Here is a 17,507-nt window from a genome sequence, read left to right on the forward strand (position 1 = left end):
CCCCCCCCCCCCCCCCCCCCCCCCCCCCCCCCCCCCCCCCCCCCCCCCCCCCCCCCCCCCCCCCCCCCCCCCCGGGGCGTTACCGTGCCATCGTGGACGACTTCTCACACGCTTGGTCGGCGCTGCGCGCGGCGGTCGCCGGACTCCCGGCCCAGGACTTCGAACGGCCGTCCGGCTGCGCCGGCTGGCTGGTGCGGGACCTGGTGTGCCACCTGGTCATCGACGCCCAGGACGTCCTGATCACCCTGGCCACCCCGGCGGGGGGCGACCCGACCGTGGACGCGGTCGGCTACTGGCGCCTCGTCGAACCGCCGACCGGCGAGGACCCGCTCGACGCGCTCGTCCCCCGCCTGGCGGCGGCGTACGGCGAGCCGCGGTGGCTGACGTTCCACCTCGACGACGTCGGCTCGGCGGCGGGCCGGGCGGCCGCGCTCGCCGATCCGGCCGCCCGCGTCGCCACACGGGACGAGGTGCTGACCGTCGCCGACTACCTGACGGCGTACGTCCTCGAATGGACCCTGCACCACCTCGACCTGATCGCGCACCTGCCGTCCGCCCCTCCCCCGCCCGCCGAAACGCTCGCGGCGGCGCGCACGGCCCTGGAGGCGATCGCCGGCGTCCGCTTCCCCGCTTCGCTCTCCGACCGGGACGCCCTGCTGATCGGCACCGGCCGCCGGGCGCCGACGCCCGCGGAGGAGGCCGCGCTGGGCGACGTCACGGCACGGCTCCCGTTCGTCCTCGGCTGAGTCGCGCCGACCTCACGCCGCGGGCGGTCGCGGGGCGTCGGCAGGGCAGTCCTCGGCCTCCTGGCGGGTGTCGATGTCGCCGCGCCGCATGAACCGCTCCCAGCCCTCGGTGGCACGGGCGCGCAGGGCCCGGCCCGGGGCCCCCGGGTCGGGCTCCTGCCCGTCGAAGGTCCGTCCGCTGGCACCGGGCTTCCTGCGGGGCAGTGAGGGGGTGATGGACATGTAGCCGCTCCTCTGCGACGGGAACGCGACGGGCCGGGTCCGGCCGGGGCCGGGGCTCGGACACCGTTGCGAGGGGGAGCACTTCCGGACCGGATGGCCGGATCCGGGGTGCGGTGACCACCTTCGCTGCCGGACGGCCGATCAATCAATGGGTGCGTCGGGTGGATTCGCCCTCACGGCCGCACCCGCGCGCCCCGGGACCGTACTCCGCCAGAACGACGTCCCCGCCGTCGGCGAACTGCGCGACGGCCGGAACCCACAGCGCCGCTCGTGCCGGTCGGGACGGGGTCGGGTGCGGGGCCGGACGGGGGACACGGTGGTGGGGCTGAGCGGGGGGCCGCGCCGGTGCGGTGAGGATCGGGGCATGGGCGTCGTCATGCCGGTCCTCTTCGCGGTGTTCGCCGCGTTCAGCAACGCGCTCGCGACGGTCCTCCAGCGGCGGGCCTCGCTGACCGTGCCGCAGAGCGACGGATTCCGCTTCGGGCTGGTCCTCGACCTGCTGCGCCGGCCGCTGTGGCTCGGGGGAATCCTGGCGGTGATCGCGGCCGGGGCCGGGCAGGCCGCCGCGCTGGCGACGGGCCCGCTGTCGCTCGTCCAGCCCCTGTTCGTGCTGGAGCTGCCGCTCGCGCTGCTGATCGCCTCGCTCGTGGCGCAGAGCCGGCTTCCAGGGGCGGTGTGGATCGCCGTCGGAGGGGTGGTGGCCGGGCTCGGGGTGGTGCTGGTGGCCGCCGCCCCCACGGGGAACCGTACGTACGTCCCGCCGGACCGGTGGGTGCCGGCGCTGCCGGCGTGCGCGGCGGCGGTGGCGGTGCTGGCCGTGGCGGGGCTGCGGCGGCCGCCGGGACGGATGCGGGCGGGCTGTCTGGGCGCCGCCACCGCCGTCTGCTACGCGGTCACCGCCGCCCTGATGAAGTCGGCCGTGCACCTGCTGCGGGAGGGCGGGGCCGGGGCTTTCCTGACGGCCTGGGAGACGTACGCCTTCGGCGCGAGCGGCATCTGCGCCGTCCTGCTGCTCGAACACGCCATGCAGGGCGGTCCCTTGATCGCCTCACAGCCCGCCCTGACGCTGGCCGACGCCGGGGTCGGCGTCGCCCTGGGGGTCCTGCTGTACGAGGAGCACCTGCGCGCCCACTGGTGGCTGCTGCCCCAGGTGCTCGGCCTGTCCCTGATCTGCGCCGGCGTCCTGGCCCTGGCCCGGTCCGGCGCGGGCGCCGGGGCGGGGGCGACGTGAGCGGGGGCGGGTCCGTCACAGGGCGACGACGATGACCGCTGCGGCCTTCCCGTTGCGTACCAGGGTCTGCCACCTCCCTTCCGGTTCCGGGGCCCGCGGCGCCGGGGTGGTGGGCGGGCGGGGTGCGGAGGGGATGGCCGCGGTACCGGAGCCGGGCATCCGGGAGGCCGCGAAGACGCCGGGGGCCACGCGCACGGCTCCGGCTTCCATGGCGGCGGCGAGGAGGGAAACGCGGTGGATGTGGCTCATGGGACTCTCCTTGGAATGCGGGGCCCGGCGGGGCGGTCGCCTTGGGTCCGATGGTGCCGGGGAGGTGGCGCCTGGTGCGGCACCGCCTTCGTGTCCTCCATTGGGCCCCCTGCCGGGGCTCCGCGTCATGCCCCTGCTGTTCGGGGCTTGACAGCCGTCCGGGTGACGGGCGGGCCGGGGCCGGGTGTGCCACGCTGGGCGCAGGTGCCGGACTCCGGCGAGGGCAGCCGCGGCGAACGGAGCGTGCCGTGGGACATCCGATCCGTTGTGCCGCGCTGCGGAGGCGTACGGGGGCCGGGATCGCGGCGCTGTTCCTGACGGCGTGCGGGGCGGGGACGGGAGCCGGCGCGGCCCCGGTGCCGTCCGCGGCGCCCGCTCCCCCGCCGTCGGCGTCCGCGTCCGCGTCGCCGCCCGGACCGGGGGACGCCGGGCGGCTGGACCCGCGGATCACGGAGATCATGCGCAAACCCGCGTACCGGCACGCCCAGTGGGGGCTGCTGGAGACCGGGCCCGGGGGCGGTCCGGTGCGGCACGCGATGTTCCCGGGGCAGTTCTTCATCCCCGGATCCACGGCGAAGCTGTTCTCCGTCTCGGGCACCTGGCGGACCCTGGGAACGGACCACCGGTTCGTGACCCCCGTCTACGCCGTCGGCGAGCGCAGCGCGGGGACGCTGACCGGGGACCTCGACCTCGTCGCCCAGGGCGACCTGACCCTGGGCGGGCGCACCCGGCCCGACGGGACCGTCGCCTACACCGACCTCGACCACACCTACGCCAACGACTTCCCCGGCGCGACCCTGACCCCCGAGAACCCCCTCGCCGGGATCGACGACCTCGCCCGGCAGGTGCGCGCGTCCGGCATCACCCGGGTGGACGGCGACGTGGTCGTGGACAGCCGGCTGTTCGCCGTGGACCCGGCACTCGACCCCGCGCCGACGCCGCTGATCGTCAACGACAACCTCATCGACCTGCTGACCGCTCCCGGGGACCGGCCGGGCGCCGACGCCCGGCTGGACTGGCGGCCGCGCGTGGCCCCGTACCGGGTGACGTCCACGGTGAAGACCGTGGCGGCCGGGCAGCCGACGCAGATCACCGTGACGGCCGATGCGACGGGTACCCGCATCCGGCTGTCCGGCACCATCGCCGCCGGCGCCCGGCCGCTGCTGCGGACCTCCCCCATCGCCGACCCGGCCGCCTTCGGCCGGACGGCGCTGATCGAGGCGCTCGGCCGGGCGGGGGTCGAGGTCCGCGCCCCCGCGACGGGGGCCGACCCCGTCGGGCGGCTGCCGCGCGACTACCGGGGGCGCCCGCGGGTGGCCGCGTACACCTCGCCCCCGTACGAGCAGTACGCGAAGCTGATCCTCAAGGTCAGTCACAACCTGGGCGCGAACCTGGGGATCTGTCTCATGGCCGTCACCGCCGGGAGCGGGCAGTGCGCGGACGGCTTCCCGGTCCTGGCTTCCTTCCTGGACCGGGCGGGTGTCGACCGCGCGCAGGTCGAGCTCATGGACGGCCGCGGCGGCAACCCCGCCGACCGGGCCACTCCGGCCGCGCTGGTGCAGATGCTGGCGTACTGGCAGCGCGGCCCGGACGCCCGGCGCTTCCGGGAGGCCCTGCCGATCCTGGGCGTGGACGGCCTGCTCGCCGGGAACTGCCGGGCCTGCCCGGCGCGGGGGAAGGTGTTCGCGAAGACCGGCGCGGCCGTGGGCGGGGACCTGCTGAACGACCGGCTCGCCGTCGGCGCGATCACCATCGCCGGATACCTGGACCGGGGCGGCGGCCGCTTCGACCTCTTCTACGCGGGCGTGAACGGGGCTTCGACGCCCACCACGGACCCCTCCGGCGTCCTCTCCATCGCCGACGACCTCGCCCTCGTCGCCGCCTACCTCCAGGAAGCGCCGCCGCCGCGGAGCTGAGACGGGGCGGCCGGACGGTCAGGCGGTCAGGCGGTCAGGCGGTCAGGCGGTCACCTTGGCGACGAAAGCGGTGAGGTTCTCCACGGTCCGCCGGACCTTCTCCTCCTGCATGAGCGTCTCATGGAGCCGCGCGCCCGCACCCGTCTCCTTCTTCCCCCGGACGTACAGGGAGCAGGCGAGGTCGTCGCACATGTAGGCGCCGACCGAGTTGCCCTGCTGCCCGGCCTTCCCGGCCCTCGGGGCGACCATCAGCGACACCCCGCCGTCATGGACGGTCAGGCATATCGAGCACATGCTGCGCCGCATCCCGCCCCCGCCCTGGACGGGGCGGCGCAGGGCGAGGGCGCGGGGGCGGCCGTCGACCTCGGTCACCAGGTAGGCGCGGCCCGGGGACTGCGGGTCGCGCCAGCCGAGGTAGTCGAGGTCCTCCCAGGGGCGGTCGGCCAGGTCGCGGGGGACGGACAGGCGCTTGGCCTCTCCCTTCGTGCAGTTGACGAAGGCGGCACGGATCTCTTGCTCGGTCAGTGGCTTCATGGACAGCACGCTAGGTTGCCTAAAGCTTTTAGGCAAACGCATAATCGGCTCAGGCAAGAAGGAGGAGGGAAGAGGCATGGGTCGCATCGGCTTGACCACGGACCGGCTGGTGCGGGCCGGGGCGGAGCTGGCGGACGAGGTCGGGTTCGAGCAGGTGACCGCCTCGGCGCTCGCCCGGCGGTTCGACGTGAAGGTCGCCAGCCTGTACTCGCACGTGCGCAACTCGCGGGACCTGCGGGCGAAGATCGCCCAGCTGGCCCTGGAGGAGCTCGCCGACCGGGCCGCCTCGGCGCTGGCCGGGCGCGCGGGCAAGGACGCGCTGACCGCGCTGGCGGACGTGTACCGCGACTACGCCCGCGAGCACCCCGGCCGCTACGACGCGTCCCGGTTCCGGCTCACCCCCGAGGAGGCCGACGCGAGCGCGGGCCGCCGCCACGCGGAGATGATGCGGGCCGTCCTGCGCGGCTACCGGCTGGACGGGCCGGACCAGACGCACGCCGTCCGGCTGCTGGGCAGCGTCTTCCACGGCTACGTCAGCCTGGAGCTGGCCGGAGCCTTCGGCCACAGCACCCCCGACCCCCAGGAGAGCTGGTCATGGACCCTCGACGCCCTCGACACCCTGCTGCGCGGCCGGGCCACGACGTGACGCCCCGCGCCGCCACGCCCGGCCCGCCGACCCCCGCGCCGCACGCCACCCCCCACCTCACGACGCCCGTCACCGCGGCCCTCCTGCGCGGCGCCCTCGACGCCGAGCACACCGGCCGGGGCCTGCTGCCGCACCGGCTGCCGGCCGGGGCCCGGGCGCGGAACACCGACGGACAGCTGGCCATGGCCGAGTCGCAGCCCTCCGGCGTCCGGCTGGCCTTCCGCAGCGCGGCCACGGTCGTCGAGCTGGACACCCTGCCCGTCAAGCGGGTCTACCCGGGCGCCCCGCCCCGTCCCGACGGGGTCTACGAGCTCCTCGTCGACGGGTGCCCCGCCGGACGGGCGACCGCGGAGGGCGGGGACACCGTGACCGTCGACCTGGCCACGGGCGCCGCCGAGCGCCGGCCCGGCACGCCGGCCACCCTGCGCTTCACGGGCCTGCCGGGCCGTGCGAAGGACGTGGAGATCTGGTTGCCGCACGACGAGACCACCGAGCTCGTCGCCCTGCGCACCGACGCCCCCGTGACCCCCGCGCCGGACCGCGGCCGCAGGGTGTGGCTGCACCACGGCAGTTCGATCAGCCAGGGGTCGGGCGCCGAGAGCCCGACCGGCACCTGGCCGGCGCTCGCCGCCTCCCTCGGCGGGGTGGAGCTGGTCAACCTGGGCCTGGGCGGCAGCGCGCTGCTCGACCCGTTCACGGCCCGCGCCCTGCGCGACGCCCCCGCGGACCTGATCAGCCTCAAGCTCGGCATCAACCTGGTCAACACCGACCTGATGCGGCTGCGTGCCTTCGGGCCCGCCGTCCACGGGTTCCTGGACACGGTCCGCGACGGGCACCCGGACACGCCGCTGCTGGTGGTCTCGCCGCTCCTGTGCCCGATCCACGAGGACACGCCCGGGCCGACGGGCTTCGACACCGCGGCGCTCAGCACCGGGAAGCTGCGGTTCCGCGCCACGGGGGACCCCGCCGAGCGCGCCGCCGGCCGGCTGACCCTCACCGTCATCCGGGAGGAGCTGGAAAGGATCGTGCGGCAGCGGGCGGCCGAGGACCCGCACCTGTACCACCTCGACGGGCGCGAGCTCTACGGCGAGGCCGACGCCGCCGAGCTGCCCCTGCCCGACGGGCTCCACCCGGACGCCGCCACCCACCGCCGGATCGGTGAGCGCTTCGCGCGGCTGGCCTTCGGCGCGGACGGCTTCTTCGGCCCCGGAACCCCCTGAGGGCCGGTCAGCGCCGGTAGGTGTAGTGGCCGAGGCGGGAGCGGGCCTCCTTCTCGGAGATCCCGAGGCCGGTGCCGATCGACTCCCAGGACAGGTCGTCGGCCTCGGCGATGTAAGCGGCGTCACGGGCCACGCTGCGGGTGACCCGCTCCAGTGCGGCCACGGCCTTGAGGGCGGCCACGGGAGCCTGCCCGGCGAGGCGGTTCAGCTGCTCCTCGACCCGCTCCAGCAGGTCGGCCAGTTCGGCGGGCAGGGGTACGGTGCGGGCCTCGACCTCGTCGAGGTGGCGCTCCCAGTCGTCGCGGGGCCCCTCGATGTCCGGGTCGTACGCCCCGGCGGAGTCGTCGTCCACGCGGTCGATGGGGTAGTGCGCGGCTCCGCGCCACCCGCACGCGCACGCGGCCCGGGCGGCGGCGGCCCGGGGCCGGTTCAGGATGCCGCTGTAGGCCCACCACTCCCGCGTCTGGCGGAAGTCGGCCCCGCTGCCCGGGTCCAGACAGACCGGGTCGGGCTCACTGCCGTCCTCCAGGAGCGCACCGGCCCAGCCTTCGTGCGAGGCCCCGAACTCCTCCGCCGTCCACCCCATGCCCACTCCCCGTCAGCCGTGCCGGGCGGCCGTCCCGCGGGGGCGGGGGCCGCACGCTCTCGCCCCACCATGCCCACATCGGGGCCGGGTCAAGCGGAGCGTGCCGGCCGGTTCGCGGCGCGCGGGGCGCGCACCGCGAACCGTGCGCCCCGCGTCAGCGCGTGCGCGGCACGTGCTGGGTGACGCAGTGGACTCCGCCGCCGCCCCAGGCCAGGATCCGGGCGGGGCTGCCGACGACCTCGCGGCCGGGGAAGAGGGTGCGCAGCTGGGTGAGGGCCGCGGTGTCGGCCGGTTCCCCGGACAGCGGGACCACCACCTGGGAGGCCGTCAGGTAGTAGTTGGTGTAGCTGAAGGTCTCCACCAGGAGGCCGTTCTGGCGGAAGTGCGGCTGCTGCTGCATCTCCACGAGTGCGAAGCGGCGCCCGCAGGCGTCGGTGGCGGCCTCCAGGACCGCTTTGTTGGCCGCCATCCGGGCGTGGTTGGGGCTGGTGGTGTCGGGCTGGGTGTGCAGGAGGATCCGGGCGGGGCCGAGGTAGGCGGCGACCAGGTCGATGTGGCCGTTGGTGATCGTGTCGTTGGCGAGGCCGTACGGCAGCCAGATCAGCTTGCTCGCGCCGTAGGCGGACAGCAGCGTCGACTCGATCTGGCCGCGGGTCATCGTGGGGTTGCGGTTGGGGTTGAGCAGGCACTCCTCCGTGGTGATGAGGGTGCCCTGGCCGTCGGTGATGACGGACCCGCCTTCGAGGACCATGGGGACGTCGCGGCGCGGGACTGCGAGGTGATCACAGACGCCGACCGGCAGGAGGTCGTCCTTGTCGTACGGGTACTTGCCGCCCCAGCCGTTGAAGCCGAAGTCGAGGCCGATGCGGCGGGTCTTCGCGGCGTCGAGGGCGAAGATCGGGCCGGTGTCACGCGTCCAGCAGTCGTTGACGGGGTACTCGACGACGGTGACGGCGGGGCCGCACAGGGTGCGCGCCTCGTCGGTGTGTCCCGGCTCGGCGAACATCAGGACCGGTTCGGAGCGGGCGATGGCCCGCGCGATGCCGGCGATCTCGCCCTGGACGTCGGGCAGTAGGGAGCCCCAGCCGTCCGTGCGGTCCCAGGGCCAGGACATGACGCAACAGGAGTGGTCCTCCCACTCGGCGGGCGCCGTGTACTTCTCGGCTGCGGCGGACGTGCCGGCCGTCTCGGCGGCGAGGGCGCGTCCGCCGATCAGGGTGGCGGCGGTGGCGGACAGTGCGGCGGTGCCGAAGCCCCGACGGGTCATGGGTGGCAGGTGCATGACATACCTCCGGATGGGTGGGTGGTGGGGACGAGAGGACGGACGGGGCTGCGGGCCGGGGCCCTGGGAGGAGGGGTCAGGAGAGCCCGGGCGCCGGTTCGGCGGAGCGGTCCGCGGGCCGGCGCTCCTCCGCCTCCAGGTCGCGGAGCTTCTCCTGGGGGCGCCGGACCAGCAGGTAGAGCAGGCCGGCCGAGAGCACGGCGCCGGTGCCGAGGAGACCGGCCCAGACCTGGTACCAGGGGGCTCCGGGCGGAGCGAGGATCGCCCGCGGCCAGCAGACGTTGGCCACCTCGAAGGCGGTCCAGAGCACGGCGAGCACGTTGAGGAAGGTGCCCTTGCGGCCCAGGCGGACGTGGCCCGACGGCACCCAGGTGCCGCGCAGCCGGGCGATGAGCGCGGCCAGCGAGACCAGGAAGAACGGCAGGAACGTGGCGGCCGTGCCGAAGGCGATCAGGCTGCCGATGGCGGTGGCGTTCAGGCCCAGGAGCAGGGCAGAGCAGCTGACGGCGGTGGAGGCGACCAGGCCGCCGATCGGAGCCTGGCGCCGGTTGACCCTGCGCACCTGGCGGGAGAGGGGGAAGACGCCGTCGCGGGCGAGGGAGTAGACGCCGCGGGCCGCGCCGCCCTGGGAGGCCATGGCGCAGGCGAGGAAGCCGACCAGGACGACGAGGACGAAGGGCTTGTCGGACCAGGAGCCGAAGGAGGTGACCACGGCGGTGGTCACCGGGTCGAGATCGCGGCCGGCGACGACCGCGGCCGGGTCGGGGTGGGCCAGGGCCACCGCCATGGCGTTGAGGATGACCACGGTGCCGACGCTGAGCAGCGCCCACCACATGGCGCGCGGCACCTGGCGTCCGGCGTCCTTGGTCTCCTCGGCCGTCGAGACGCAGGCGTCGAAGCCGATGAACCCCCAGCCCGCGACGGCGAGTACGGCCAGGAAGGCCAGCACCGTGGAGCCGCCCGACAGCTGCTCGGCGCCGAGGGTCTCGGTGAAGAGGGAGAAGCCGTGCCTGCGGAAGAAGAGCAGCAGGCTGAAGCCGACCAGGACCGAGGCCACGGCCTCGGCGGCGATTCCGAGCGAGACGAAGAAGCTGAGGATCCTGATGCCGAAGGCGTTGACCGCCGTACAGGCCAGCAGGATGGCCGCGGCCACCGCCACCATGGCCGCCGGGGTGGGGGTGACCCCGATCAGGGCGAAGGCCCAGGGCGCGGCCAGGTAGGCGACGGTGGTGTTGCCGAACATGACGGCGAACTGCCAGACCCAGCCGCTCATCCAGCCGAAGGAGGGCCCGAGCAGCCGGCGCCCCCACTGGTAGGGGCCGCCGGCGAGCGGCCACTGGGAGGCCAGCTCGGAGTAGACGTTGACGACCAGACACTGGCCGAGCAGCACGACGGGCAGCGCCCAGACCCAGGCGGGCCCGGCGATGGTGGTACCGACCATGGACACCGCGTAGAGCGCGACCACGGGCGAGACCACGGCGAATCCCATCGCGATGTTGCCCAGGACGCCGAGGCTGCGGCGCAGCTCCTGCCGGTAGCCGAGATCGTTCAGGCGGGCGGCGTCGCCGTCCTGCGGGGTGGCGGTGGCGGATCTGCCGCCGGTGGAGGGTTCTGACACGTGACACCTCGGAGGGCAGGGGGAGCCGTCCGGCATCCCCGGCGGCTCCCCGAACTAAATCTAACTTTGTTAGGTAACGGGGTTGCGGGGACGTTAACGCGCCCTCGACCTCTTGGGAAGACCTGCCGACCGGTAACCTTGCGGCGAACGAGGGGGAACCGCCGTGGGCCGACCGAGCCAGCCGCTGCTCAGCCGCGCGATCATCGCGCGCGCCGCACTGGAACTGCTCAACGAGGAGGGCCCGGACGCGCTGAAGATGCGGTCGCTGGCCGACCGGCTCGGAGTGCGCGGCGCCTCGCTCTACCACCACGTCGCGTCCAAGGAGGACCTGCTCGACGCGGCGTCGGAGCTGCTCAACGAGGAGATCGACCTCGGACCGCTCCAGGACCCCCGATGGCGCCGGGGCATCGCCGAGTACGCCCGCGGCTACCGCCGGGTGTACCTCCAGCACCCGCACATGATCGCCCTGGTGGCCCGCCGCCGGGTCGAGGCCGAGCGGGCCCTGCGGAGCTACGACGCCCTGCTGGCCGCCCTGGTCCGGGCCGGGTGCACCCCCGCCGGGGCGGCCGAGGCCGCGGCCGCCCTCGACTACCTGGTCCTCGGCTCCGCCCTGGAGACGTTCACCGCGGGCTTCACCCGCGCCCCGGGCGACTACCGCCCCGGCTACCCGGCCCTCGCCGACTCCCTGGAGGCGACCCGCACCGGACCCGGCGGCCTCGCCGGCCTGGACGACCGCGGCTTCGAACTGGGCCTGCGCCTCGTCCTGGACGGCCTGGCGGCACAGCTGGGCGGGACCCGCGACGCCGAAGAAACCCTCTAGGTTCTAGGCCGGACGCACGGTACGGGGGCCCGCGCACGCGGCGCCGTACGCGCGGACCCGTTCACACAGGGCGCGGTCGGCGGTGACGACCGTGCAGGGGCGGTCGGTGTGGGCGGCGGCGAGCTCAACGATGAGGTCGTCCCCGCTGCCGGGCGCGGACTCGACCCGGACCCCGGGGACGGACTCGACGCCGCGGGCGGCTCCCTCGACGACGAGGATCACCTCCTCGCCGGCGTCCCGCTCCGCCAGCCGGTCGCGCAGCCGCTCGGCGGCCGCCCTGCGGTCGCGCCACCATCCGTCGGGCACGGATCCGACGACGTTCGCGGCGTCGACGATCAGCACGGGGCGCGGGGTCACTCCCCCTCCCGGCGGCGCCCGGTCCGATGTCGGGGCGAGGGGCACATCGCTCGTTCGGTCACGTGCCGTGATTCTGCCACGACGAGCGGACCCCGGATCGACCGGCTGGTTCCGACGGCCCCGGCACGGTACGAAGTCCCCTGTGAAACATCAGACCCACAGCACGACCGTCCGCGTGTTCATCGCCCTCGCCCCGCCCGACGACGCGAAGGAGGAACTGGAACGGGCCCTGCTGCCCGCCTACGAGGCGTACCCGCGCATGCGGTGGAACCGGATCGAGGACTGGCACATCACGCTGGCCTTCCTCGGCGAGCTCCCGGTCGCGGCCGTCCCCGGCCTGCGCGGGCCCCTCTCCGGCCTCGCCGCGATACGCCGGCCCCTGCGGCTGGCACTGCGCGGCGGGGGCCACTTCGACGAGCGGGTGCTGTGGACCGGGATCGACGGTGACCTCGACGGGCTGCACCGGCTGGCCTCCGAGGTGCGCTCCCTCGTCACGGAGTGCGGCATCCCCTACGAGGGCCGGCCGCTGCGCCCCCATCTCACGCTGGCGCGCGCCCGCCGCGGGGACACCGCCTGCGTGCCGGAGGCGGCCGCCGGTCTCAGCGGGTTCACCGGTCGCCCCTGGCACGCCGCGCGCCTCCACCTCGTGGGCAGCAACATCGGGCGGGGCCCGGGTCCGATCCACTACCGCGACATCGAGTCCTGGGCCTTCGGGGACGGGGACTGAGCGAGGGGGCGAGGGGGCGAGGGGGCGAGGGGGCGAGGGGGCGAGGGGGCACGCGGGCGGTGTCCGGCCGCCTCGGGGCGGGCGGGGGCGACGCCCGGACGGCGGTGTGTCGGTCGCCGGGCCCGCCGACGCGGTGCGGCACGGTGGGCTGCGGTGGGCGGCCGTGCGGACCACGCGGCCCCGGGCGTACGCGTGAGAGGTTCGGATGACCGACAGCGGCACCTTCCCGAGCAGTCGTCGTGCCCTTCTGCTGGCGGTCGGCTCCGCCTCGGTCGCCGCGCTGACGGCCGGCTGCGGGCGCCCCGCCGCCGCGCCGCCCGGCGGGTCCACGCCCGGGTGCGTGCTGGCGGTGGAGGCGGGCGCGGGGCCGAACTACTCCGGACCGGGCGCGACCCGTTCGGACGTGACCGACGGGCGTGAAGGGGTGCCGCTGCGGCTGGAGCTGACGGTGGTGCGGGCTTCGGCCGGCTGCCGTCCGCTGGCCGGTGCCGCCGTGGACATCTGGCAGGCCGATGCGGGCGGGGTGTACTCGGAGGGCCGCCAGGGCCCGCTGCGCGGGGTGCAGGTGACCGACAGCGCCGGGCGGTGCGTGTTCCGGACGATCGTTCCCGGCTGGTACGCGGGCCTGGCGCCGCACATCCACTTCAAGGTGCGGCCCGACGCCCGTTCCGAGACGACCTCGCAGTTCTTCCTCCCCGAGGACTTCCTGCGGGAGGTCTACGCCCGCCCGCCCTACACCCGGCGCAAGGCGCCGCGCAGCCCCAACGCGCACGACGACCGGTACCGGGCCGCCGCCGGGACGATGACGCTGGCACCGGTGGCCGAGGGCGGCGGGTACCGCGCCGCCTACACCGTCGGCATCGCCTGAGCCGCGCCGGGCGGCCCGCGCAGGGGCGCGGGGCCCGATGCGCACGGGCGGCGCCGAGGAGCCGGGCACCCGGGCGGCGGCGGGCGTGGCGGCCGGGCCGCCGCGGTCGGCCGCCGGTCCCGCGGACTGCGCCTTTGAACTTTCAACCTTCAGGCGGGGCTGGTGAGTTGGCCGGATCCGGGGATGACCGCACCGGTCCGCCCATGTCATGATCAACCCTCACGTTACTTCTCGGTAACGCGTTCAATTCCCCCCATTTACCGAATGGTTCTTCCTACGTGCGCACGTTCGCCCAACGCCTCCTGCTTCCCGGCCTGACCACGTTGGCGCTCGCCACCGCCGGCTGCTCCTCGCCGGCGCACACCGGCTCCACCGGACCGGGGACCTCCCCCGGCGCCCCCGCCGCAGGCGGCTCCCAGCACCTCGAAGTGGCCGCGGCAGCGCAGGGCCCGGCCGACCCGACACCGCTGGCCCGCACCGCCACCGGCGAGGGCCGGCCGGAGAAGTCCTCCCTGCGGGTCGCCTCCTACGACCAGAACAGCCGGCGGGCCGTCATAGCCGCGGCCCCCAAGCCCCCCAAGGGCGGCCGGAACGCCCCCTCCGACGACTCCTCCGCCCCCGCCAAGCCCGTCGCGGTGGGCGACGTCATCGCCAGCGCCCCGGCGCCCGGCGCCCCCGACGGCCTCCTCGCGAAGGTCACCGAGGTGGTCGGCAAGACCGACCGCGGCACCGAGGTGAAGACCGCCCCCACGACCCTGTCCGCGGCCCTCGGCGAGGCCAAGGCCGACGGCAAGGTCAAGGTCGACCCCTCCGCCATGGTCGTCGAACCCCTGATGAAGGGCGTCACCTTCTCCTGGGCCAAGGGCGAGGGAGCCCGCTTCGGCCCCGAGGGCGCCAAGCTGCCGCTCGGCAACCTGCGGCTCGACGTGAACGCGGCCGTCGACACCGCCAAGGACGCCCCCGCCTCGGCCGGCGCCTCGGTGTCCGGCTTCGTCCAGCTCGCCCCCCAGGTCGAGTTCTCCTACACGGGCACGAAGATCGGCTCCGCCCCCAGCGCGGCCTTCCTCGGCATGAGCGGCGACTGGTCCTCGCAGTGGGCCCTCAAGGGCCGGGCGGCGGCGAGCACGGGCGCGCCCAAGCGCATCCCGTTCGCCAAGCTCCACAGCGCCCCCGTCATCCAGGTCGGCCCGGTCCCGGTCGTGGTCAACCTCGACCTGACCACGTACATCCAGGTGGAGGCCGACGGCCAGGTCACCCTGGACGTCGAGCAGGACGTCCAGGGCGACTTCCGCGTCGGCGGCAGCTACGCGACGGGCAAGGGCTGGCAGCCGGTCAGCACCTCGGCCGTGCACAGCTCCCCGGTGAAGGCCACCGTCGCCGCCGCCGGGCGGGTCAAGGGCGCCCTGGGCGCCGAGGCCTCCGTCGGCCTGTACGGGGCCGTCGGAGTCGGCGCCGACTTCGCCCCCTACCTGCGCGGCGAGGCCGACGCCAAGGCCTCCGCGTCCAGCGACGGCAAGACCTCCGTCAGCGGCGCCTGGGCCCTGTACGGCGGCTTCGACCTGAACGGGCAGCTGCACCTCCAGCTCTCCCTGTTCGGCACCCCCGTCCTGGAACGCCGCATCCCGCTGGGCTCCCTGCACCGCGAGTGGCCGCTCGCCGGCGGCGCCGCAGGACGCCAGGGCGCGGCCTCGGGATCACCGCGCTGACCGGATGAAGACGGCGGCGGCCGCTTGACCAACCGGCGCTACGTGCCGGTAACTTGAGGCCGTCCACAGGTCCGACGGAAGGGGAGGCCGTGGCTGACCACGACCTGACCGGTTTCGCCAAGAGCACGTTCACCCACGACGGCGTCACCCGGCGGGTGCTGCGTCGCGGGACCGGACCGGCGGTGATCGTCATCGCCGAGATCCCCGGCATCACGCCCAAGGTCCTCGCGTTCGCCGCGCGCGTGGCGGACGCCGGCTGTACGGCCGTACTCCCGGTGCTGTTCGGTACGCCCGGCCGGGACGCGAGCCCCGCGACCGCGGGCTGGGCCGGTACCGCCCGCGCCGTGGGCTCGGCCATGGGACAGGTGTGCGTCAGCCGCGAGTTCACGGTGCTGGCCACTGGGCGCAGTTCGCCCGTGGTGGGCTGGCTGCGCGCCCTCGCCGCCGCCGAGCACGAGCGGTGCGGCGGTCCCGGGGTCGGGGCGGTCGGTATGTGCCTGACCGGCGGTTTCGCGCTGGCCATGGCGACCGACGAGCGGATGCTCGCCCCGGTGCTGTCGCAGCCGTCCCTTCCGTTGGCGTTCACACCGGGCCGAGCGGGCTCGATCGACATCAGCCCCCGCGAGCTGGCGGTGGTGCGCGGTCGCTGCGAGCGCGACGGGCTCCAGGTGCTGGGGCTGCGCTTCAAGGGGGACCGCCTGGTGCCCGGGGAGCGGTTCGCGTTCCTGCGCCGCGAACTCGGCGACGCCTTCGTCGCCGTCGAGCTGGAGGACGACACGGCCGACCCGGAGAGCCCCATGCCCCCGCACTCCGTCCTGACGGAGCACCTCGTCGACGAGCCGGGCCAGCCCACGCGCCAGGCGCTGGACCGGGTCCTCGACCTGTTCCGGGAGAAGCTGCTCGGGGCGAGCCCGGACAGCCCGGCTCAGTAGACGAGCTTGTAGGTGACGTCCTTGCGCACGGGCTCCGGGGCCCGGTCCGGGTAGAGCAGCCGGATCACGGTGAACCGCTGGACCCCGGGATGGGTGGGCCAGGGGCGCGGAGCGCTCAGGGTGACCTCCACGGGGTAGGACCGGAAACGGCCCGCCGCGCAGTACGGACGGCAGTCGTTCACCATGTCGGTGCCGGTGGCGGTCGCCGTGCTCGCGCCCCAGCTGTCCCAGTGCAGCCCGACGAGGCGGTTGTTGCCGTCTCCGCAGGCCAGGACGTACTCCTCGGGCTGCACCTGGGCGGCGGAGAAGCAGTCGACGACCACGACCGGATACGGGTCCGCGGGGGCCTGCGCCGCCGCCGGCGCGGCCACCGCCGCGAGGGCGGCCGCCGCGCAGAGCAGGCCCGCCTTGCGCCCGCGCGGCCGGGCCGGGCGGGCGCGGCGGGCGCGCCGCACGTCTCCTGAAGCGTCCACGAGCCCTCCTCGCCAGTCGGCTCCGCTGTCGGCGCTGCCGCACCATGTCCAGCTTTGCCCATCGGGGCGGTCCGCGCACCTGCTGGGCGCGGCCCGGGCGGGGCCGTCACCGCTGGCAGCGCCCGAAGGTCACCACGTACGTACCGGCCCCGTCGGCGCCGGCTCCGGCCGGGTCGGCCGCGCCGGCCTGGGCCCAGCTGCCGTACTCGCGCAGCGAGCCGTCCAGGATGATCCTGCGGTGGCCGGGGCTGTTCATCCACCAGGTGACGGCGGCCTTCGGCGTGCCGGCCCCGCCCCAGCCGGTGTACGCGATCTCGGCGACGGCCCAGGAACGGGGGTTCGGGCAGTAGCCGGCGGCCTTGATGCGGCTCTGCGGGGTGGAGCCCGTCTGCGGGTTGGTGTGCGCGTCCTTGCCGGGACCCCACCACTTCAACTGCACGGCCGCGGCGGTGTGCTGCCGGGCCGCCTCCGTGAGGGACGGATTGCCGGTCAGGGGCTGCAGCCCGCGCTGGGTGCGTTCGGCGTTGATGAGGCAGGCGACGGCGAGCCGCGCCGCGTCACTGCTGCCCGGAGCGCTGCCGGACGCGGCGGGATCGCAGTACGCGGCCGACGCGGGCGCGGCCGCGACCGGTACGAGCGTCACGGCGAGGCATCCGGCCGTCGCCAGGCTCACTGCAAAACGGGTCGGTGAAGCGAGTCTTCCCACGGGTCCCACCTCCTGCGGAGCCGGTGTGGACACCCCCCGGGCGCCTGGCGCCCGTCCCAGCGTGCCATCGGGTCCCGCCGCTCGCCACGCGGCTCCCCGCGCGGTCGCGGGCCTGCCCGGGCGCAGGGGTGAAGACGTATCCATCATGACAGGTCAGAGGGGGTTTTCGTAGGACCGAAAGCACAGCGGATTGCCCTTGTTCGGGGGTCTGTGCGGCTTTCAGAATCTCCCTCATGAATCCCACCCCGCACATCAATCACGACGCCGTCCTGCGCGCCCGCGTGGCCCTCCTCGGGTCGGGGACCCTGCCCGCCCGGGAGGAGGTCGCCGCCTGCCGGGTGCTGGCGCAGGTCAGCCCGATGGCCTATCTCCCGCGGCTGGCGGAGGCGTTGTACGAGTACAGCCGCCAGGAGTTCGCCCACGAGCCCGGTACGGCGCTGGCACTGCGGGCCGAGGCGGTGGCCGCCGCACGCCGGATGTGCGACCTGGAGCACGGGCGGACGCCCCTGCTGCTGACCGCGCTGGAGCGCTACCGCAGGCAGCTGGAGGGCATGGACCGGCCGGAGGAACTCGCTTCGGTGGACGAGGAGATGGCCCTCCTCGGCGCCGGGGGGCGTGCGCGGCTTTCTTAGCGGAACGTTAGATCTGGGCGGCGGGCCTTGTCCGGG

20 protein-coding genes are annotated in these 17,507 nt (G+C 75.1%); 11 read left to right on the forward strand and 9 right to left on the reverse strand.

What is annotated here, in order from left to right; all coding sequences use genetic code 11:
- Positions 1-92: 92 nt before the first annotated feature.
- A complete protein-coding gene (locus WDV06_RS16990; RefSeq protein WP_395510587.1) occupies positions 93-746 on the forward strand; it encodes a maleylpyruvate isomerase N-terminal domain-containing protein in 654 nt (217 codons plus the stop codon).
- Positions 747-758: 12 nt separating this feature from the next.
- On the opposite strand, the gene WDV06_RS16995 is transcribed toward WDV06_RS16990, so the two are convergent.
- A complete protein-coding gene (locus WDV06_RS16995; RefSeq protein WP_395510588.1) occupies positions 759-968 on the reverse strand; it encodes a hypothetical protein in 210 nt (69 codons plus the stop codon).
- Positions 969-1,332: 364 nt separating this feature from the next.
- On the opposite strand from WDV06_RS16995, the gene WDV06_RS17000 reads away from it, so the two are divergent.
- Positions 1,333-2,199: a DMT family transporter gene (locus WDV06_RS17000; protein ID WP_395510589.1), complete on the forward strand. Its 867-nt coding sequence runs from the start codon at positions 1,333-1,335 to the stop codon at positions 2,197-2,199.
- A gap of 15 nt (positions 2,200-2,214) precedes the next feature.
- Here WDV06_RS17000 and WDV06_RS17005 read toward each other — a convergent pair whose 3' ends face one another.
- The gene (locus WDV06_RS17005) at positions 2,215-2,448 is read right to left on the reverse strand and encodes a hypothetical protein (protein WP_395510590.1); all 234 of its coding nucleotides are present in this window, start codon (positions 2,446-2,448) and stop codon (positions 2,215-2,217) included.
- Between the two features lie 248 nt (positions 2,449-2,696).
- Here WDV06_RS17005 and dacB point away from each other — a divergent pair, with 248 nt between their 5' ends.
- Positions 2,697-4,364 carry a D-alanyl-D-alanine carboxypeptidase/D-alanyl-D-alanine endopeptidase gene (dacB, locus tag WDV06_RS17010; RefSeq protein WP_395510591.1) on the forward strand — a complete coding sequence of 556 codons (1,668 nt, stop codon included), beginning with the start codon at positions 2,697-2,699 and terminating at the stop codon, positions 4,362-4,364.
- A 42-nt stretch (positions 4,365-4,406) separates the two neighbouring features.
- Here dacB and WDV06_RS17015 read toward each other — a convergent pair whose 3' ends face one another.
- Complete coding sequence (locus WDV06_RS17015; RefSeq protein WP_395510592.1) at positions 4,407-4,898, reverse strand: FBP domain-containing protein; 492 nt, start codon at positions 4,896-4,898, stop codon at positions 4,407-4,409.
- Positions 4,899-4,974: 76 nt separating this feature from the next.
- Here WDV06_RS17015 and WDV06_RS17020 point away from each other — a divergent pair, with 76 nt between their 5' ends.
- Both WDV06_RS17020 and WDV06_RS17025 read left to right on the forward strand, forming a co-directional pair.
- The gene (locus tag WDV06_RS17020; protein ID WP_395510593.1) at positions 4,975-5,544 is read left to right on the forward strand and encodes a TetR/AcrR family transcriptional regulator; all 570 of its coding nucleotides are present in this window, start codon (positions 4,975-4,977) and stop codon (positions 5,542-5,544) included.
- On the forward strand, positions 5,493-6,764 hold the full coding sequence (locus tag WDV06_RS17025) for a GDSL-type esterase/lipase family protein (protein WP_395510594.1): 1,272 nt from the start codon (positions 5,493-5,495) through the stop codon (positions 6,762-6,764). The genes WDV06_RS17020 and WDV06_RS17025 overlap by 52 nt, the downstream gene beginning before the upstream one ends.
- A gap of 7 nt (positions 6,765-6,771) precedes the next feature.
- On the opposite strand, the gene WDV06_RS17030 is transcribed toward WDV06_RS17025, so the two are convergent.
- The 3 genes from WDV06_RS17030 to WDV06_RS17040 all read right to left on the reverse strand — a co-directional run bounded on the left by WDV06_RS17030 (position 6,772) and on the right by WDV06_RS17040 (position 10,250).
- Positions 6,772-7,350 carry a hypothetical protein gene (locus WDV06_RS17030; RefSeq protein WP_395510595.1) on the reverse strand — a complete coding sequence of 193 codons (579 nt, stop codon included), beginning with the start codon at positions 7,348-7,350 and terminating at the stop codon, positions 6,772-6,774.
- Between the two features lie 154 nt (positions 7,351-7,504).
- Positions 7,505-8,632, reverse strand: a complete 1,128-nt coding sequence (locus tag WDV06_RS17035; RefSeq protein WP_395510596.1) for an agmatine deiminase family protein — start codon at positions 8,630-8,632, stop codon at positions 7,505-7,507.
- A gap of 76 nt (positions 8,633-8,708) precedes the next feature.
- Entirely contained in the window at positions 8,709-10,250 is a 1,542-nt protein-coding gene (locus WDV06_RS17040; protein ID WP_395510597.1) for an APC family permease, read from the reverse strand.
- Between the two features lie 163 nt (positions 10,251-10,413).
- On the opposite strand from WDV06_RS17040, the gene WDV06_RS17045 reads away from it, so the two are divergent.
- A complete protein-coding gene (locus WDV06_RS17045; RefSeq protein ID WP_395510598.1) occupies positions 10,414-11,070 on the forward strand; it encodes a TetR/AcrR family transcriptional regulator in 657 nt (218 codons plus the stop codon).
- Positions 11,071-11,073: 3 nt separating this feature from the next.
- Here WDV06_RS17045 and WDV06_RS17050 read toward each other — a convergent pair whose 3' ends face one another.
- Positions 11,074-11,427: an NYN domain-containing protein gene (locus tag WDV06_RS17050; protein WP_395510599.1), complete on the reverse strand. Its 354-nt coding sequence runs from the start codon at positions 11,425-11,427 to the stop codon at positions 11,074-11,076.
- A 142-nt stretch (positions 11,428-11,569) separates the two neighbouring features.
- Between WDV06_RS17050 and thpR the strand changes: the two genes are divergently transcribed.
- The 4 genes from thpR to WDV06_RS17070 all read left to right on the forward strand — a co-directional run bounded on the left by thpR (position 11,570) and on the right by WDV06_RS17070 (position 15,660).
- A complete protein-coding gene (gene thpR, locus WDV06_RS17055) occupies positions 11,570-12,154 on the forward strand; it encodes an RNA 2',3'-cyclic phosphodiesterase (RefSeq protein WP_395510600.1) in 585 nt (194 codons plus the stop codon).
- Between the two features lie 205 nt (positions 12,155-12,359).
- Positions 12,360-13,022, forward strand: a complete 663-nt coding sequence (locus WDV06_RS17060; RefSeq protein WP_395510601.1) for a dioxygenase family protein — start codon at positions 12,360-12,362, stop codon at positions 13,020-13,022.
- A 278-nt stretch (positions 13,023-13,300) separates the two neighbouring features.
- Entirely contained in the window at positions 13,301-14,728 is a 1,428-nt protein-coding gene (locus WDV06_RS17065; protein ID WP_395510602.1) for a hypothetical protein, read from the forward strand.
- Between the two features lie 89 nt (positions 14,729-14,817).
- Positions 14,818-15,660 carry a dienelactone hydrolase family protein gene (locus WDV06_RS17070; protein WP_395510603.1) on the forward strand — a complete coding sequence of 281 codons (843 nt, stop codon included), beginning with the start codon at positions 14,818-14,820 and terminating at the stop codon, positions 15,658-15,660.
- Here the strand turns inward: WDV06_RS17070 and WDV06_RS17075 are convergent.
- Positions 15,654-16,133 carry a hypothetical protein gene (locus tag WDV06_RS17075; protein WP_395510604.1) on the reverse strand — a complete coding sequence of 160 codons (480 nt, stop codon included), beginning with the start codon at positions 16,131-16,133 and terminating at the stop codon, positions 15,654-15,656. The genes WDV06_RS17070 and WDV06_RS17075 overlap by 7 nt on opposite strands.
- Positions 16,134-16,239: 106 nt before the next feature.
- Positions 16,240-16,776 carry a CAP domain-containing protein gene (locus WDV06_RS17080; protein WP_395510605.1) on the reverse strand — a complete coding sequence of 179 codons (537 nt, stop codon included), beginning with the start codon at positions 16,774-16,776 and terminating at the stop codon, positions 16,240-16,242.
- A gap of 296 nt (positions 16,777-17,072) precedes the next feature.
- Between WDV06_RS17080 and WDV06_RS17085 the strand changes: the two genes are divergently transcribed.
- Positions 17,073-17,471: a hypothetical protein gene (locus tag WDV06_RS17085; protein WP_395510606.1), complete on the forward strand. Its 399-nt coding sequence runs from the start codon at positions 17,073-17,075 to the stop codon at positions 17,469-17,471.
- Positions 17,472-17,507 lie beyond the last annotated feature (36 nt).

The sequence above is a fragment of the Streptomyces racemochromogenes genome (genome assembly GCF_044129415.1).
Lineage (GTDB): Bacteria > Actinomycetota > Actinomycetes > Streptomycetales > Streptomycetaceae > Streptomyces > Streptomyces racemochromogenes_A.

Bases quoted from the DNA above. Each gene is read 5' to 3' on its own strand.
- WDV06_RS17025 (WP_395510594.1), top strand. From the start codon at position 5,493: ATGGACCCTCGACGCCCTCGACACCCTGCTGCGCGGCCGGGCCACGAC.
- WDV06_RS17030 (WP_395510595.1), bottom strand. From the start codon at position 7,350: ATGGGGTGGACGGCGGAGGAGTTCGGGGCCTCGCACGAAGGCTGGGCC.
- WDV06_RS16995 (WP_395510588.1), bottom strand. From the start codon at position 968: ATGTCCATCACCCCCTCACTGCCCCGCAGGAAGCCCGGTGCCAGCGGA.
- WDV06_RS17015 (WP_395510592.1), bottom strand. From the start codon at position 4,898: ATGAAGCCACTGACCGAGCAAGAGATCCGTGCCGCCTTCGTCAACTGC.
- WDV06_RS17000 (WP_395510589.1), top strand. From the start codon at position 1,333: ATGGGCGTCGTCATGCCGGTCCTCTTCGCGGTGTTCGCCGCGTTCAGC.
- WDV06_RS17005 (WP_395510590.1), bottom strand. From the start codon at position 2,448: ATGAGCCACATCCACCGCGTTTCCCTCCTCGCCGCCGCCATGGAAGCC.
- WDV06_RS17020 (WP_395510593.1), top strand. From the start codon at position 4,975: ATGGGTCGCATCGGCTTGACCACGGACCGGCTGGTGCGGGCCGGGGCG.
- WDV06_RS17085 (WP_395510606.1), top strand. From the start codon at position 17,073: ATGAATCCCACCCCGCACATCAATCACGACGCCGTCCTGCGCGCCCGC.
- WDV06_RS17035 (WP_395510596.1), bottom strand. From the start codon at position 8,632: ATGCACCTGCCACCCATGACCCGTCGGGGCTTCGGCACCGCCGCACTG.
- WDV06_RS17060 (WP_395510601.1), top strand. From the start codon at position 12,360: ATGACCGACAGCGGCACCTTCCCGAGCAGTCGTCGTGCCCTTCTGCTG.